Raw genomic sequence first — 17,455 nt, forward strand, 5'->3', positions numbered from 1 at the left:
ACAATAATTAGTTATGTAGGTGAAAGATATTTTAAAAGTTAAAGTATTAGCTGAATTTAGTACTTTTAAAGTAATTTATTATATAGTTTGGTTATGAAATTTATATTTTAACTTTTAATTATCTTTTATTATAAAAAATATATATATATTTAAGGTTTTAGAGGTGAAACAAATGAAAAGAAGATTATTAGCATCTTTAATGACTGCAGTAGTTGCAGTTACAGCATTAACTGGTTGCGGAAGTAATAATTCATCAAGTGAAAAAGCTGAGATTGTTACTGAGTTAACACAACCAGTATCAATTGAAATGTGGCACTATATGAATGGTAAACAAGCTGAAATTTTACAAACTATAGTAGATGATTTCAATGCAACAAATGGAAAAGGTATAACAGTTACTGCATCTAGCCAAGGGAGTATTACCGATTTAAACAAGAAAGTTATTGCTGCATCACAATCAAATACATTACCAGCAATAATTAATGTTTATCCAGATGCTGCAACAGGATTAATCAATGAAAATAAAGTTGTTGATTTAACTCCATATGTAAATGATTCTTCAATAGGAATGAAAGAGGATATTGAAAATGATTTCATTCCAGACTTTATTAAAGAGTTATCACAATGGGGAAATAATAAAATTTATGGATTACCTATGACTAAATCTACTGAAGTTTTATATGTAAATAAAAACTTATTAGAGCAATTAGGTTATACTGTTGATGATTTAAAAGATTTAACTTTTGAAAAATTAGCTGAAATTTCTCAAAAAGCATATGATGAATTAGGAATACCAGGATTTGGTTTTGATTCAAGCTCGAATGCATTTATTTCATCATTAAAAGAAGAAGGTAAAGATTTCGTTGAGTTAGATGGAAAAATAAATGTTAATAATGATTGGTCTAAAGAATTTATGCAATTCTTTAGAGATAAGACTCAAAGTGGTGCTTTTAGAGTTCCAGGTGAAGATAAATTCTTATCAGGTCCATTTTCAAACCAAAAATTATTAGCTTATCAAGGATCATCTGCAGGTTTTGCACACATAAACACTAATGGTGCTTTTGAAATTGCAGTAGTAGAAGTTCCACATTTTGAAGGTAAAGATAAAGCTGTTATACAACAAGGTGCATCATTATTTGTTACAAATGATGTTTCTGCAGAAGCTCAATATGCAGCTTATGAATTTATAAAGTTTGCAACAAACACTGAAAACACTGCTAAGTTTGCTACTGGTACTGGATATTTACCAGTAAGAAAATCAGCTTTAGATTCTTCAATTGTTCAAGATGTTTTAGCTGATACTACTTCTTTATATGGTAAGATTTATGATGTAGCAAATACTTCTTTAAATTATGCTTACTTTACACCAGCTGTAAATAATGCTCAATCAGCTAGAACAGTAGCAGAAGAAAAATATGCTTCATATGTTACTGGAACATCTGATGATGTAGAAGCAATGTTAAAAGAAATGAATTCTCAAGTTGAAACTTCTATAAGTCGTCAATAAAAGAATTAATACAATTATTACCCTACTTAGCTATCTAAGTAGGGTGTTTTTCTAGAAATTATTAATATAATTATCAATTAAGGAGGTAATTAATTATGAAAGAAAAATTAATGAAGGAAATTATTAATAAAATTGAAGAGTTTGAGACAATTGCAATATTTAGGCATGTGTTTCCAGACCCTGATTCATATAGTTCTCAAACAGCATTAAAAAGTATAATAAATAATACATATCCAGATAAAAAAGTTGTTATTTTAGGTGAACACTCTAAAAATTTAGAATATATAAATACAATGGATGAAGAAATTGATTTAGATAAAGAGTGCTTAGCTATTATTGTGGATGTTGCAAATGCTCCAAGAGTAGACAATCAATCATTTAATAAATGTGGATATATAATTAAAATAGATCATCATAAACCTTTTGATGCTCCTTTTGAAAATTTAACTTGGGTTGATACAAACTATTCGTCTTGTAGTGAAATGATATTAGATTTATATCTAAATAATTGTGATAAACTTAAGATTGATAAAAAGGGAAGAAAGGCATTATATACAGGAATTATTGGAGATACAGGAAGATTTTTATATGTTGAAAATCCTACGGAATTATTTAAGAAATTATCAAAAATAACATATGATTTAGAAACTAAAGACATATATGCAAATATGTATAGACGTGAAGAAAATGAACTTAAATTTTTAGGATATATTTATAGTAATTATAAGACTACTGAAAATGGAATGGCATACTTAAAAGTTCCTAAAGAAGTTGTTAGAGAATATAACTTAGAAACAATGAAGGCTGTTAGAATGGTAAATGCGCTTCAAGATACAGCTGGAATAATTAATTGGAACTTCTTTGTTGAAAAAGAAGAGAATGGTATATTCTGTGAATTTAGATCTAATGGGCCTAGAGTGAATGATATAGCAGCAAGTTTTGGTGGCGGTGGTCATATGTTTGCAGCAGGTGCATCATTAGCAAATTGGGAAAAAGTTGATGAGATAATAAAAGCTTTTGATGAAAATTGCAGACAGTTTAATAATAGTAAATAAAAAATATATATAGTATGATAAAAAAGTACCTAAGGACAAAATTTTAAATAATTGTCTTTAGGTATATTTTTATGTAAAAATATTTTCAAATAGTAATTTTATGGTATAATTAAATTATATTTACTTAACAGTAATATATTAAATTAAAAGGTGTAAATTTTAAAATAAATTCTTTTTATAGGGTAGATTTATAGAATTTATTTTAGATTTAGAGATGAAAAAGAGGATTTTTAGGAGGAGAGAAAATGGCAAGATTTACATTACCAAGAGACATTTATCATGGAAAGGGCTCTTTAGAGGTCCTAAAGACATTGAAAGGGAAAAAAGCTGTAGTAGTCGTAGGCGGCGGATCAATGAAGAGATTTGGATTCTTAGATAAGGTTGAAAGCTATTTGAAGGAAGCTGGATTAGAAGTTAAATTAATAGAAGGTGTTGAACCAGATCCATCAGTTGAAACTGTTATGGATGGAGCTGCTGTTATGAGAGAGTTTGAGCCAGATTGGATAGTGGCTATGGGTGGAGGTTCACCTATAGATGCAGCAAAAGCAATGTGGATTTTCTATGAATATCCAGACTTTACTTTTGAACAAGCTGTTGTACCATTTGGATTACCTGAACTTAGACAAAAAGCAAAATTTGTTGCAATACCATCTACTTCAGGAACAGCAACTGAAGTTACAGCATTTTCTGTAATTACTGATTATAAAGCAAAAATTAAATATCCTTTAGCTGATTTCAATATAACACCAGATATAGCAATAGTTGATCCAGATTTAGCGCAAACTATGCCTGCTAAACTTGTTGCACATACAGGGATGGATGCATTAACACATGCAATTGAGGCATATACAGCATCATTAAAATCTAATTTCACTGATCCATTAGCATTAAAGGCAATTGAAATGGTTGATGAAAATTTAGTTAAATCTTTTGCTGGAGATAAAGAGGCAAGAAATTTAATGCATGAAGCTCAATGTTTAGCAGGTATGGCATTTAGTAATGCTTTATTAGGAATAGTACATTCTATGGCACATAAAATAGGGGCCGTATTCCATATTCCTCATGGGTGTGCAAACGCAATTTTCTTACCATATGTTATTCAATATAATAGATCTGTATGTGAAGATAGATATGCAAATATAGCAAGAGTATTAAAATTAGAAGGGCAAACAAATAGTGAATTAACAGATTCATTAATTGAAAAAATAAATGAATTTAATAAGGAACTTAATATTCCAGCAACTATGAAAGAATATGGAGTTACTGAAGAAGAATTCCTAGCTAATGTAAAACATATAGCTCATAATGCAGTTTTAGATGCATGCACTGGATCTAATCCAAGAGAAATCGATGATGAAACAATGGAAAGATTACTTTCATGTACATTCTATGGAAATAAAGTAGACTTTTAATAGTTTGGATTTAAGACTTAGGAGTTAGTAGTTAGTGGTTAGTAGTTGAGGTTAAAATTCAGCTGAGTTGGATTTTAAAATATATTATTATGAAACTTCAAAAGTAGTTTCAATCTTAACTACTAACTTAAAACTACTAACTCTTAATTTTTAATATAGAGTGTTAATAAAAAATATTATATAAATACTTAAGAAAATTTTAGGGGGTTATTAAGGTGTATAAAATAACAAGTAAAAGATTATTAACTGAAAATATTTATTTAATGGATATTGAGGCTCCTAGAGTAGCTAGATCTGCTCAACCAGGGCAATTTATTATTATTAAAAATAATGATAAGGGAGAAAGAATTCCACTAACTATAGCAGATTATGACAGAGAAAATGGAACAGTAACTATTGTTTTTCAAACAGTAGGTTATGCAACTAAAGAGTTAGCCAAATACGAAGTTGGTGATTATGTAGAAGATTTTGTAGGACCGTTAGGTCAACCAAGTGAATTTATTCATGAGGAATTAAGTGAACTTAAGAAATCTAAGATTATATTTGTTGCTGGAGGAGTGGGGGCAGCTCCAGTATATCCTCAAGTAAAGTGGTTCTATGAACATGGTATTGATGTTGATGTTATTATTGGAGCAAGAACTAAAGACCTTATAATTTTAGAAGATGAAATGAGAAAGGTTGCTAAAAATTTATATATTTCAACTGATGATGGATCATACGGATTTAATGGAAGAGTTACAGATTGTTTAACAGATTTAGTTGAAAATAATGAGAAAGAATACAACCATGCGGTTGTAATTGGACCTATGATTATGATGAAGTTTATGAGTGCTCTTACTAAAGAATTAGGTATAAAGACTACAGTTAGTTTAAATCCTATTATGGTAGATGGAACAGGTATGTGTGGTGCGTGTAGAGTAACTGTTGGAAATGAAGTTAAATTTGCTTGTGTTGATGGACCAGAATTTGATGGCCATCTTGTGGATTTTGATGAAAGCATGAGAAGACAAACTCTATATAAGAGTGAAGAAGGAAGAGAATTATTAAAAATTGAAGAAGGCGACACACATCATAGAGAAGGTTGCGGATGCGGAGGTCATAATTAGTATGAATAATGTAGTTGATAGAATGAAAAGAATACCTGTTGTTGAACAAGAAGCAAGTGTAAGAGCGAAAAATTTTAAAGAGGTATGTTTAGGATATGATGAAGAGCGAGCTTTTAATGAAGCAAGCAGGTGCTTAGGATGTAAAAATCCTAAATGTGTCAGCGGATGTCCTGTATCTATAAATATACCAGCATTTATATCAGAACTTAAGGAAAAAAATATAGAAGGAGCAGCTAAAGAAATAGCTAAATATAGTGCATTACCTGCAGTATGTGGTAGAGTGTGTCCTCAGGAATCACAATGTGAAGGTAAATGTATTTTAGGTATAAAAGGTGAGCCAGTAGCTATAGGAAAATTAGAAAAATTCACGGCTGATTGGGCTAGGAAGAATAACATAGATCTTTCTGAAAAAGAAGATTCTAAGGGTAAAAAAATTGCAGTAATAGGTTCAGGTCCTGCAGGACTTACATGTGCTGGTGATTTAGCTAAAAAGGGGTATGATGTTACAATTTTTGAAGCTTTACATGAGCCAGGTGGAGTTTTAGTTTATGGTATTCCGGAGTTTAGATTACCAAAGGATGAGGTTGTAAAGCATGAAATAGATAATATTAAAAAACTAGGAGTTAATATTGAAACTAACGTAGTTGTAGGAAGAACAGTTACAGTAGATTCTTTAATTGAAGATGAAGGATTTGATGCAATATTTATAGGGTCAGGTGCAGGTCTTCCTAAATTTATGGGTATTCCAGGTGAAAATGCTAATGGAGTATTTTCAGCTAATGAGTTTTTAACAAGAGTAAATTTAATGAAAGCATTTAAAGAGGAATATCATACTCCAGTAAAAGTGGGAAAGAGAGTTGCTGTTGTAGGTGGTGGAAATGTTGCTATGGATGCAGCTAGAACTGCATTAAGACTTGGAGCAGAAACACATATTGTATATAGAAGAAGTGAAGAAGAGCTTCCAGCAAGATTAGAAGAAGTACATCATGCTAAAGAAGAAGGTGTTATCTTTGATGTATTAACAAATCCAACTGAAATTATATGCGATGAAAATGGATGGGTTAAAGGTATGAAGTGTGTTGAAATGGAATTAGGAGAACCAGATGATTCGGGTAGAAGAAGACCTGTAGTAAAAGAAGGTTCAGAGTTTATTATGGATGTAGATACTGTTATCATGTCTTTAGGTACATCACCAAATCCTTTGATTTCATCAACAACTAAGGGATTAGAAACTAATAAGTGGAAATGTATCATTGCAGACGAAGAAACTGGACTTACTACTAAGGAAGGTGTATATGCTGGTGGAGATGCTGTTACAGGTGCTGCAACAGTTATTTTAGCAATGGGAGCAGGTAAAAAAGCAGCTGCTGCAATAGATGAGTATTTAAGCAACAAATAACTACAAAATTCATTGACTTTTTAATAATAAATTAATAAAATTATCTTATCTAATGGCTAGCCGTTGTAATACTATCGATTCTTTGGTGTGAAGATAACAATGGATATGCCGCTAGATAAGAGAATTTAGTTTATAACTCCAAAGTTATTTTCTTTCTTTGGGGTTTTTCTTTATAATAATGGGAAGTAGCAGTAGGTGGAAAAATGAAATTAACTAAAGTGCAAAATAGGTTTATAAAAAACAAAAATATGGGCTTTTCATTAATGAAAGGAAAATCATTAACAGGAAAGACTATAACAGCTTTACATAGAGTTATAAATTTAGAAAATAATTATTGTTTATATAAAGATGATAAAGTATTATTTTTATCTTCAAATTCTAATGAATTAATTAATAATAATAATTTATATGAGAATATAAGTAAAGAAAGTGAATTTTATTCTTTATTTTCTTTAAGTACCAGAAGAGTAGAGTTTAATTTAATAGATTCGTTGATAAAAGAATATTCAAATAAGTATTTGAAGTTAAATGGTTTGAATTTGGAATTAGTTTCTTTTGATAAAGGATTTGAGTTATTAAATAGTGTAGAATTTAATGAAAAAATGAATGGATTTTTAAAGAAATCAAAAGTTTTAAATAAAATTTCTGCTGAGGAGCTTTATAATGAAATTATGTGGATTAAATCATGTAATTTCACAAAAGAGGAATATAATGAAGTAGAAAGAAAAGGTAGAAAATATAGAATTATTAGAAATTCTTTTACTAGAGAAGCTATTTATTCATTAAAGAAAGTATACAATGATTTATTAATAGATAATGGATTTTATGATATTTATGATGAGACTAGCTTTGCAATTAAATATGCAAAAGAAAATAATAATAATAATAAATACACTCACATAGTTTTGGATAATGTAGAAAGTTTAACTAAAGGACAAATTGAATTTGCAAAAAGTATATATGCCAATTGTTTATATTCTTCATTTGTTTTTATTATAAATAATGATAAAAGCAGTGATGATATGTGTTGGCTAGTAAAAGGAAGAAAGTTAAAAACTCTTGGAGCTGATTTTAAAGGGAAAAGCTTTGCTTTTAAAAAAGAGTTTATTGACCAAGATAATATGAAAAATACATTTATTGATAAATATGAATATATAAATTTAAAATATAAAAATATTGTTGATTTTAATTTAGATAATTCATCGCCTAAAAAAGAAATTTATCTTAATGATAATACAGTCTTTTCTGAAGAGGAATTAGAAGAAGTTGATGTATATAATGACATAGCAGCAGGTAATCCTATTGAAATTAATGAAGAAGTGTTGGAGAAGTTCCTTTTACCAAAAGGATGGTTGGAGAAAGGGAAAGATACTTTTATACTTCATGTTAAAGGAGATAGTATGATCGATAAAAATATAAATGATGGGGATATGGTGGTAATTAAGAGACAAAATACTGCTTATAATAATGAAATCGTTGCTGCTAGTTTAGATGGTGAAGCAACGCTTAAAACATTAAAATTAAATGGTGAAGCACCTATGTTAGTTCCTGCAAATCCTAAATATAGTGAAATTTATTTAGAAGGCAAGGAAGTAAGTATTTTAGGTGTAGCAATAGGTGTTATTAAAAATAAGCTAAATTAATATATTATGGGGGGGCTAAAAATGATTTCTAAAAAGATGAAAACTATGGTTGAAAATAGTTCTACAATTAGGGCAATGTTTGAAGAAGGAAAAAGACTTTCAAGTATTTATGGAGAAGAGAATATTTTTGATTATAGTATAGGCAATCCTAATGTGGAACCACCTAATGAGATAAAGGATATAATTATTAAAATATTAAATGAAGAAAAACCTAATACAGTACATGGATATATGAATAACTCAGGTTATGAAGATGTTAGAGAAGCTATAGCTAGAAATATAAAAGAAAAAAATAGTATAGAACTAAATTATGAAAATATTGTTATGACATGCGGAGCAGCAGGGGGATTAAATATTATTTTAAAGAGTTTATTAAATCCAGGTGATGAGGTAATTGTATTTGCACCTTTTTTTGGTGAGTATATTAATTATGTAAAAAATTTTGATGGTAAAGTTAAGGTTATATCAGCAGATACTAATAGCTTTCAACTAAACTTAAAAGAGTTGAAAAATGAAATTAGTCAAAATACTAAAGCTATTATTATAAATTCTCCTAACAATCCAAGTGGGGTTATATATAGTGAAGATACTATTCAACAATTATCAAATATATTGAGAGAAAAGGAAGAGGAATTCAAACAGGATATATATTTAATTTCTGATGAACCATATAGGGAGATTGTATATGATAATGCAAAAGTTCCATGCGTATTAAAATATTATGATAATTCATTTATTGGATATTCATATAGCAAGTCATTATCATTACCAGGTGAAAGAATAGGGTATGTTGTTGTTAACCCTAAAATTAATGGTTTCAAAGAAATAGTTTCTTCATTAAATATAGCAAATAGAATATTAGGTTTTGTTAATGCACCATCTCTTTTCCAAAAGGTAATTAAAGAAAGTTTGAATTTAGAAGTTGATGCTGAGATATATAAGAAAAATAGAGATTTACTATATAATCATTTAATTAGTATTGGATTTGAGTGTATGAAGCCGGAAGGAGCATTTTATTTATTTCCAAAGGCGCCAATTAATGATGACGTTAAATTCTGTGAAGAAGCAAAGAAATTTAATATTTTAGCTGTTCCAGGAAAAACATTTGGATGTCCTGGATATTTTAGACTGTCTTATTGTATATCATATGAAAAGATAAAGAAATCATTGAAAGCTTTTGATAACTTAATGGAGAAATACAAAAAATAAATAGCTTTATAATTTGCAAAATTATTTATATTAACAATTATTAGTGAATAAAAACAATGAATTTAGGGCAAGTTTAAAATGGGGAACTTAAATGTTGCTTAGCCCCTTGTATTTATTAGTAAAGTATGTTAGTATGTATAAAGAAGTAATTTACTAATAGCTAAAAAATGTAGAGTGGGGCAGGTTCCCGCTCTTTCTATTTGAACGCAACTACTTTTTTAGTTGCGTTTTTACATATCTATTTTTTAAACTACTTGAAAATTGAATATTGCAAAGGAGGATAATTATGAAAATTGATGCCTTAGTTAATGAAATTTATGAAATGGTTAATCCCATAGCAGAAGAACTTAACTATGATATATATCATATCGAATATGTTAAGGAAAATGGAGAATTCTATTTAAGAATATATATAGAAAAAGATGGCGGCATCACTTTAAGTGATTGTGAAGCTCTTTCAAGAAGAGTTAGTGACCTTATGGATGAAAAGGATCCAATTAAAGATCCATATTTCTTAGAAGTATCATCACCAGGATTAAATAGAACTTTATTTACTGAAAATCACTATAAGAGATTTATAGGAAGAGAAGTAATGGTTAGATTCACTAAATCTATTGATGGGAAAAAGAATGTTAAAGGTATTTTAAAAGAAGTTAATGATGATAGTATAGTTGTTGAAGCAGAAAACTTAATGAATATTCCTAAAGATAAAATTAAGTCTGCAAATATTGAAGGGGAAATATAGTAAGGAGGGTATTTAAGATGAACCAAGAGTTTATAGGTGCTCTTAAAGAAATAGTAAAAGATAAAGGTATTAGTGAAGATTTATTATTCACAACAATAGAAGATGCATTAGTTGCTGCATATAAGAAGAATTATGCTGGACCAACATCATCAGCACAAAATGTTAAAGTAACAATTGATAGAGAAAGCGGTGAAATACACGTTTATTCTCAAAAAGTTGTAGTAGAAGAAGTTTTTGATAATGTTACTGAAATAGGATTAGAAGAAGCTCAAGAAATAAAACCTACTTATGACTTAGATGATATTGTTGATTTTGAAGTTACTCCAAAGAATTTTGGAAGAGTTGCAGCACAACTTGCTAAAGGTGTGGTTACTCAAAGAATTAGAGAAGCTGAAAGAAGCATAATCTATGGTGAATATAAAGAAAAAGAATATGATATTATTACTGGAACAGTTCTAAGAGAAGATAAGGGAAATGTTTTTGTTAATATTGGAAAACTTGAAACTGCAATTGGACCAAATGAACAAATTCCAAGAGAAAAATATAAGTTTAATGAAAAAATTAAATTATATGTTGTTGAAGTTAAAAATACTCCAAAAGGAGCTCAAATTATAGTTTCTAGAACACATCCAGGACTAGTTAAGAGATTATTTGAATTAGAAGTGCCAGAAATATATGAAGGTGTTGTTGAAATAAAGAGTATCTCTAGAGAAGCTGGTTCAAGAAGTAAGATAGCAGTTATTTCTCATGATGAAAATGTTGATCCGATGGGTGCATGTGTTGGACCTAAGGGATCAAGAGTTCAAAATATAGTTAACGAGCTTAAAGGTGAAAAAATTGATATAATAAAATGGAGCAAGAATCCAGAAGAATTTATCGCAAGTTCTTTAAGCCCAGCTAAAGTTTTAAGTGTGACTGTTGATGAAGAAAATAAATCTGCAAAAGTTGTTGTTGATGATAATCAATTATCACTTGCTATTGGTAAAGAAGGACAAAATGTAAGATTAGCTGCAAAATTAACAAACTGGAAAATAGATATTAAAAGTAAGTCACAAGCAGAGGCAGCTCAAGAAACAACAGAAACAATAGAAGAATAGGGGGATTTTTTTATGAAAGTAAAGAAAATACCTTTAAGAATGTGCACAGGGTGCATGGAAATGAAACCTAAAAAGGAACTTATTAGAGTTGTTAAGAGTCAAGATGGCGAAGTTTCTGTTGATTTAACAGGGAAAAAAGCAGGTAGAGGTGCTTATATCTGTAAGGATATAGAATGCTTAGAAAAGGCTTTTAAAGCTAAGAGATTAAGTAGAAACCTTGATGTTGCAATAGATGAAGAAATATACAACAGATTAAGGGAAGAGATAGTTAATGAATAAGTTTTTTAATTTTTTAGGTCTTGCTAAAAGATCAGGGAATTTAATTGAAGGATATAGCAAATGTGATGAGCAGCGTAACAGAATAAAATTTCATCTTGTTATATTAAGTGATGATGCTTCTAATAGTACTAAAAAGAAGTTTAGAAATCACTGCTCAGAAAAGAAAATTCCTCTTATAGAAGGCTTTTCAAAAGAACAACTAGGAAACCCAATTGGGAGAGAGGAAATCAAAGTTTTAGCTGTAACTGATAAAAATATGGCTGAAAAGTTATTATCCTTATACCAAAATGAAGAAGGAAGAAATTAACCGGGGGTGATTTTATTGTCAAAGATTAGAGTATATGAATTGGCAAAAGAGCTTAATGTAAGCTCAAAAGATTTAATAAATTTATTAATGGAAGAGTTTGGTGTTGAAGTAAAAAACCATATGAGTGTAATCGAAGATGAAGATGCTACACTTATAAAGGAATTACTAGGAGATACATCAAATGGTGATTCAGAAGGGAAAAAGAGTCTTGTTGATGAATATGAAGAGGAACTTGCTGAATCACTAAATAAAGGTGTTAAAAAGAAAAAGAAGACTAAAAAAGAGTTAGAGCAAGAAGAAGTGGAAAGAAATGCTGAAGCTGCTTGTGGAGTAATTGAAATTGGTGAAACAATTACAGTTAAAGAATTATGTGAAAAACTTGGAAAACCAACAAATGACGTTATTAAGAATTTAATATTCTTAGGTGTTATGGCTGGTGTAAACCAAGAAATAGATTTTACTACTGCTGAAAAACTTTGTGAAAAATATGAAGTGCTAGTAGAAAAGAAGGAAGAAGAAACTGAATTAGAAGCATTTGAAGAAGATACAGATGTTGTTGAAGAAAATTTAGTTAAGAGACCACCAATTGTTACAATAATGGGTCACGTTGACCATGGAAAAACTTCACTTTTAGATGCTATTAGACACGCTAAAGTAACTGCTAGTGAAGCAGGTGGAATAACTCAACATATAGGTGCTTATACAGTTTCTTTAAATGGAGAAAAGATTACTTTCTTAGATACTCCAGGACACGAAGCTTTCACTGCAATGAGAGCAAGAGGGGCTCAAGTTACTGATATAGTAATATTAGTAGTAGCAGCAGATGATGGTATAATGCCACAAACTAAAGAAGCGATAAATCACTGTAAAGCTGCAGATGTTCCTATGATAGTTGCAATCAATAAGATTGATAGACCAGGTGCAAATGTTGATAGAGTTAAACAAGAATTAACTGAACATGGTTTAGTTTCAGAAGACTGGGGTGGAGATACAATTTGTGTTCCAGTTTCTGCTAAGACAGGAGAAAACTTAGAAAGCTTATTAGAAATGGTTTTATTAACTGCTGAAATGCAAGAATTAAAAGCTGATCCAAATAGAAAAGCTAAAGGAACAGTTATAGAAGCTAAGCTTGATAAGGGAAGAGGAGCTGTTGCTTCTTTACTTATTCAAAATGGAACATTAAATGTTGGAGATTCAATTTTAGTTGGTTCTACTTATGGTAGAATAAGAGCTATGTTTGATGATAGAGGAAAGAAAATTAAGAGTGCTGGACCATCTATACCAGTTGAAATTTTAGGGCTTTCTGAAGTACCAGCTGCTGGAGATAGATTTATTGTTTGTAAAGATGAAAAAACAGCAAGAAATATGGCTGATTTAAGAAAGCAAAAAATTAAGGCTGATAGTCATCAAGCTTCAAATAGAGTATCTCTAGAAGACTTATATAGCCAAATTCAAGAAGGTAAAGTTAAGGAATTAGCTATAGTTGTTAAGGCTGACGTTCAAGGTTCAGTAGAAGCAATAAGACAATCATTAGAAAAGTTATCTACTGATGATGTTAAAGTAAGAGTTATTCATGGTGCTGTTGGAGCAATAACAGAAACTGATGTTACGCTTGCTGCTGCTTCAAATGCATTAGTAATAGGATTTAATGTAAGGCCAGATGGAAATGCTACAGTTCAAGCAGAAAAAGAAAATATCGAGATAAAGACATATAGAATTATATATGATGCAATTGAAGATGTTAAATCAGCAATGATTGGTATGCTTGAACCAGAATATAAAGAAGTTGTAAATGGTAAAGCTGAAGTAAGAATGACTTATAAGATTTCAAATGTTGGAACTATAGCTGGATGCTATGTTACTGATGGAAAAATTGTAAGAAATTCTGAAATTAGAGTTATCAGAGATGGTATAGTTATATTTGAATCAACATTAGCTTCATTAAAGAGATTTAAAGATGATGCTAAAGAAGTAGCTAAGGGTTACGAGTGTGGTTTAAGTGTAGAAAAATTCAATGATCTTAAAGAAGGCGATGTTATAGAATCATTTACAATGGAAGCTATAAAAAGAAAAGAGCTTTAAGAGGTGTTTTAGATGGCTAACTATAGAGGCGGAAGAATAAACGAAGAAGTAAAAAGAGAAATTAGTAATATAATACAAAATGAAATCAAAGATCCTAGACTTACTGCTATGGTATCAGTTACTGATGTTAAAGTAACAAAGGATTTAAGATATGCAAAAGTATTTGTAAGTATATTTGGAAAAGATGATGAAGAAAAGAACAACACTTTTGTTGCTCTAAAAAATGCTAGTGGATATATAAGAAAAGAAATAGGGCAAAGAATTAATTTAAGATATAATCCTCAAATTATATTTGAACTTGATGATTCAATTAATTATGGAATGCATATTGAAGAATTAATTCAAAAGGTAAAAGAAAAGTAATATGACTTTAAGTCAAATTGCAGAGTATATTTTAAAGGGCAAAAAAATAGGCATTACCTATCATGTATCACCTGACGGTGATGCTGTAGGTAGTGTCCTTGCACTTCTTAATGGATTAAAAAGTTTAAATAAGAATTGCTATGTAATCTCAAAAGATAGTTTATCAGATAATTTGAAATTTTTAAAAGGATCTGAAGAAATTCTTGGGAACGTTGTAGAAGCTACAAATGACACTGATATAGTAGTGGTATTAGACTGTGGTAATTTAGAGAGAGTAAGTGCAAATTTAAATGAATTCACTGGTACAATAATAAATATAGATCATCATCTTTCAAATGATAAATACGGAGATATTAATTATATAGATTCAAAAGCTGCAGCAACTGCAGAAATAGTATTTGAATTATTAGGATATATGGGTATTTCTTTTAATGATGAAAATAATAATACTTTAAAAGAAATAGGAACATGCATATATACTTCAATAGTAACTGATACAGGGGCATTCAGACATTCTAATGTTACTGAAAGAACTCATACAATATCGGCTGCTTTAAAGAAAATAGGTGTTGATAATACAAGCATATATCAAAATCTTTTTGATAATAAAGATTTTAGCAGAATAAAATTAATTGGAAAAGCTTTAAGCAGTATGCAACTTATATTAAATGGAAAAGTTGCGTTGTTAGAAATTGATAAAGATTTTACAGCAGATTTAGGAATAGATGTAGGTGATACATCAGATATAATTTCATATGGACTTCAAATTAAGGGTGTGGAAGTAACATTATTACTTAAAGAAGTTGAAGATGGCGTTAAAGCAAGTTTAAGAGCGAAAAGCTACGTTGATGTAAGAAAAATAGCTGAAATTTTTGGCGGTGGCGGTCATGTAAGAGCTTCAGGGATAAAAATTAAAAATATATCAATGGAAGAAGCTAAATATGAAATATTAAATGAAATACAGAAAGAGTTGTAATAGATGAATGGTGTTTTAAATATTTTTAAACCTAAAGGAATGTCATCTTTTGATGCTGTAAGAATAGTAAAGAAAGTTGCAGGAACAGGTAAAGTAGGTCATACAGGAACATTAGATCCAGAAGCAACAGGGGTATTACCTATTTGTATAGGGAAAGCAACTAAAATAATAGATTATATTATGAATTCTGAAAAAGTATATGAAGTAACTTTAAAGTTAGGAATTAGGACAACTACTTATGATTTAGAAGGTGAAGTATTAGAAGAAAAAGATTGTAATCATTTAACAGATGTTGAAATACTTCAAGCTGTTAATAGCTTTATAGGAGAATACTCACAAGTTCCACCGATGTATTCTGCTTTAAAGCAAAATGGAGTTAGACTTTATGAGTTAGCGAGAAAAGGCATAGAAGTTGAAAGAGAAGGAAGATTGATTACTATTTATAATATAGAGGATATTAAAATCAATAATCCTTATATTTCAATGAAGGTTAGTTGTTCTAAGGGTACTTACATAAGGAGTTTATGTTATGATATAGGAGAAAAGCTAGGTGTTTTTGCAACTATGACAGAATTAAATAGAGCTAAAACATCAGTGTTTTCGCAAGAAGAATCAATTAATATAAATGATTTGACAAAAGAAAATATAAATGAATATATATTATCTATGGAAGAAGCTCTAGAAAAGTATGATAAAATTATTGTTCGAGGAAAATATGTTAATCTACTAATTAATGGAGTTAGAGTTGGAGATAATAGATTTACTAACGATAAAGTGATAAATCAGAAGTTATATAGAGTATATGATGAAGAAAATAATTTTATAGGTCTTGGTAAGAAAAATGATTTAGGCTTTAAAATAGAGAAGTTACTAATCACATAGGAGAAAAAATTAATGCTAATATATGATAATAACACTCTTAAAAATGAAGAAAAAAATAATTATATAGCTTTAGGTAGTTTTGATGGATTACATTTAGGGCATTTATCCTTAATAGAGAAAGTAAAAGGTTTAGCTAAAGAAAATAATGGAAAAGCTATAGTTTTTACTTTTAAGAATCATCCTAGAATTTTTCTTAATCCTAATTGCCATATTCAATTAATAATGAGTAATGATGAAAAGATTAAAGTTTTAGAGGAAAAAGGTATAGATATACTAGCATTTAAAGACTTTGACGATGAAATTATGAAAATGATGCCAGAAGAGTTTGTAAAATGGCTTTGTGATTATTATAAAGTTAAAGGTATTGTTGTTGGATTTAACTTTAAATTTGGATATAAAAATTTAGGAAATGTTGAACTTTTAGAAAAACTTCAAGAAAAATATAATTATAAATTATATGTTATGGAACCATGTATGATAAATGATGAGGTTATTAGTTCGACATTAATTAGAAATGAATTATTACAGGGAAATGTAAACAAAGTATTTAATATGTTATCTAGACCATTTATGTTATGTGGGAAGGTTGTAGATGGTAAGAAATTAGGAAGAACAATAGGATTTCCAACAGCTAATTTAGAAGTTAAAGGCAAAAAGGTCATTCCTAAAAAAGGAGTTTATTATACAAATGTAGAAGTAAACGGAAAAATTTTCAAAGGAATTACATCTATAGGGAATAATCCTACAGTTAATGGGATAGACTTAACAATAGAAACCTACATTTTAGACTTTAACAATGATATTTATGATAAAGAAATTAATGTTTACTTTATTGATAGAATAAGAGATGAAGTAAAGTTTAATAATATTGAAGAGTTAATAACTCAACTAAAAAAAGATAAAAAATATGCTGAAGAAAGAAATATAGCAATATGTCAAAATAATTTATAAACCTAGATTATTAGATAATAAATTCTAAATAGATTTAAAATAATAAATTATGTTTACAAGATAGACGGACTTTGCTATAATATTTCATGAAGAACCTACTTCTAAGATTTGAGGGTGATTTCTCTTTTCCTGGAAATAGGGGATAAAATTACTGGAGGTGTCATTATGGACGCAATAAGAAAGCAAGAATTAATCAAACAATACGGAAGACACGAAGGAGACACTGGTTCACCAGAAGTTCAAATCGCTCTTTTAACTGAAAGAATCAACTCATTAACTGGACACTTAAAAGTTCACAAGAAAGACCACCACTCAAGAAGAGGTCTTTTAATGATGGTTGGACAAAGAAGAGGTCTTTTAAACTACTTAGCTGCACAAGATATCGAAAGATACAGAGCAATAATAGCACAATTAGGCTTAAGAAGATAGTCTTTATAGAGCG

Annotated in this window: 17 protein-coding genes; all 17 read left to right on the forward strand. The window is 29.3% G+C overall.

The genetic code is table 11. The annotated features are described in order from the left end of the window. Positions 1 to 172: 172 nt before the first annotated feature. Positions 173 to 1,507, forward strand: coding sequence for an extracellular solute-binding protein (locus HCG70_RS02815; RefSeq protein ID WP_195952870.1), 1,335 nt, complete (start codon positions 173 to 175; stop codon positions 1,505 to 1,507). Between the two features lie 95 nt (positions 1,508 to 1,602). Beyond that, a complete protein-coding gene (locus HCG70_RS02820) occupies positions 1,603 to 2,562 on the forward strand; it encodes a bifunctional oligoribonuclease/PAP phosphatase NrnA (RefSeq protein ID WP_055275166.1) in 960 nt (319 codons plus the stop codon). 245 nt (positions 2,563 to 2,807) lie between these two features. Beyond that, positions 2,808 to 3,974 carry an iron-containing alcohol dehydrogenase gene (locus HCG70_RS02825; protein WP_042393827.1) on the forward strand — a complete coding sequence of 389 codons (1,167 nt, stop codon included), beginning with the start codon at positions 2,808 to 2,810 and terminating at the stop codon, positions 3,972 to 3,974. A gap of 215 nt (positions 3,975 to 4,189) precedes the next feature. After that, the gene (locus HCG70_RS02830; RefSeq protein WP_055275164.1) at positions 4,190 to 5,080 is read left to right on the forward strand and encodes a sulfide/dihydroorotate dehydrogenase-like FAD/NAD-binding protein; all 891 of its coding nucleotides are present in this window, start codon (positions 4,190 to 4,192) and stop codon (positions 5,078 to 5,080) included. A gap of 1 nt (position 5,081) precedes the next feature. Then, the gene (gene gltA, locus HCG70_RS02835; RefSeq protein ID WP_042393830.1) at positions 5,082 to 6,479 is read left to right on the forward strand and encodes an NADPH-dependent glutamate synthase; all 1,398 of its coding nucleotides are present in this window, start codon (positions 5,082 to 5,084) and stop codon (positions 6,477 to 6,479) included. 203 nt (positions 6,480 to 6,682) lie between these two features. Then, positions 6,683 to 8,122 carry a transcriptional repressor LexA gene (gene lexA / locus HCG70_RS02840; RefSeq protein ID WP_221697464.1) on the forward strand — a complete coding sequence of 480 codons (1,440 nt, stop codon included), beginning with the start codon at positions 6,683 to 6,685 and terminating at the stop codon, positions 8,120 to 8,122. A 21-nt stretch (positions 8,123 to 8,143) separates the two neighbouring features. Next, positions 8,144 to 9,331, forward strand: coding sequence for a pyridoxal phosphate-dependent aminotransferase (locus HCG70_RS02845; RefSeq protein WP_042393834.1), 1,188 nt, complete (start codon positions 8,144 to 8,146; stop codon positions 9,329 to 9,331). A 286-nt stretch (positions 9,332 to 9,617) separates the two neighbouring features. Further along, complete coding sequence (gene rimP / locus HCG70_RS02850; RefSeq protein WP_042393837.1) at positions 9,618 to 10,076, forward strand: ribosome maturation factor RimP; 459 nt, start codon at positions 9,618 to 9,620, stop codon at positions 10,074 to 10,076. 17 nt (positions 10,077 to 10,093) lie between these two features. After that, the gene (gene nusA, locus HCG70_RS02855; RefSeq protein WP_055275162.1) at positions 10,094 to 11,173 is read left to right on the forward strand and encodes a transcription termination factor NusA; all 1,080 of its coding nucleotides are present in this window, start codon (positions 10,094 to 10,096) and stop codon (positions 11,171 to 11,173) included. Positions 11,174 to 11,185: 12 nt separating this feature from the next. After that, positions 11,186 to 11,452 (forward strand): RNase P modulator RnpM, encoded by a 267-nt coding sequence (gene rnpM, locus HCG70_RS02860; RefSeq protein WP_042393843.1) that lies wholly within the window; start codon positions 11,186 to 11,188, stop codon positions 11,450 to 11,452. Then, positions 11,445 to 11,759 (forward strand): ribosomal L7Ae/L30e/S12e/Gadd45 family protein, encoded by a 315-nt coding sequence (locus tag HCG70_RS02865; RefSeq protein ID WP_195952873.1) that lies wholly within the window; start codon positions 11,445 to 11,447, stop codon positions 11,757 to 11,759. Before rnpM ends, HCG70_RS02865 begins: the two co-directional genes overlap by 8 nt. A 15-nt stretch (positions 11,760 to 11,774) precedes the next feature. Beyond that, on the forward strand, positions 11,775 to 13,841 hold the full coding sequence (gene infB / locus HCG70_RS02870; RefSeq protein ID WP_055291321.1) for a translation initiation factor IF-2: 2,067 nt from the start codon (positions 11,775 to 11,777) through the stop codon (positions 13,839 to 13,841). A 12-nt stretch (positions 13,842 to 13,853) separates the two neighbouring features. Further along, positions 13,854 to 14,204: a 30S ribosome-binding factor RbfA gene (rbfA, locus tag HCG70_RS02875; protein ID WP_042393850.1), complete on the forward strand. Its 351-nt coding sequence runs from the start codon at positions 13,854 to 13,856 to the stop codon at positions 14,202 to 14,204. 1 nt (position 14,205) lies between these two features. Further along, on the forward strand, positions 14,206 to 15,180 hold the full coding sequence (locus HCG70_RS02880; protein WP_042393853.1) for a bifunctional oligoribonuclease/PAP phosphatase NrnA: 975 nt from the start codon (positions 14,206 to 14,208) through the stop codon (positions 15,178 to 15,180). A 3-nt stretch (positions 15,181 to 15,183) separates the two neighbouring features. After that, entirely contained in the window at positions 15,184 to 16,062 is an 879-nt protein-coding gene (truB, locus tag HCG70_RS02885) for a tRNA pseudouridine(55) synthase TruB (protein ID WP_042393856.1), read from the forward strand. A gap of 12 nt (positions 16,063 to 16,074) precedes the next feature. Further along, positions 16,075 to 17,013 (forward strand): bifunctional riboflavin kinase/FAD synthetase, encoded by a 939-nt coding sequence (locus HCG70_RS02890; protein ID WP_055291323.1) that lies wholly within the window; start codon positions 16,075 to 16,077, stop codon positions 17,011 to 17,013. Between the two features lie 165 nt (positions 17,014 to 17,178). Continuing rightward, positions 17,179 to 17,442, forward strand: coding sequence for a 30S ribosomal protein S15 (gene rpsO, locus HCG70_RS02895; RefSeq protein ID WP_042393862.1), 264 nt, complete (start codon positions 17,179 to 17,181; stop codon positions 17,440 to 17,442). Positions 17,443 to 17,455 lie beyond the last annotated feature (13 nt).

Origin of the sequence: Clostridium sp. K04 (assembly GCF_019734375.1) — a bacterium.
GTDB classification, from domain to species: domain Bacteria; phylum Bacillota; class Clostridia; order Clostridiales; family Clostridiaceae; genus Clostridium; species Clostridium saudiense.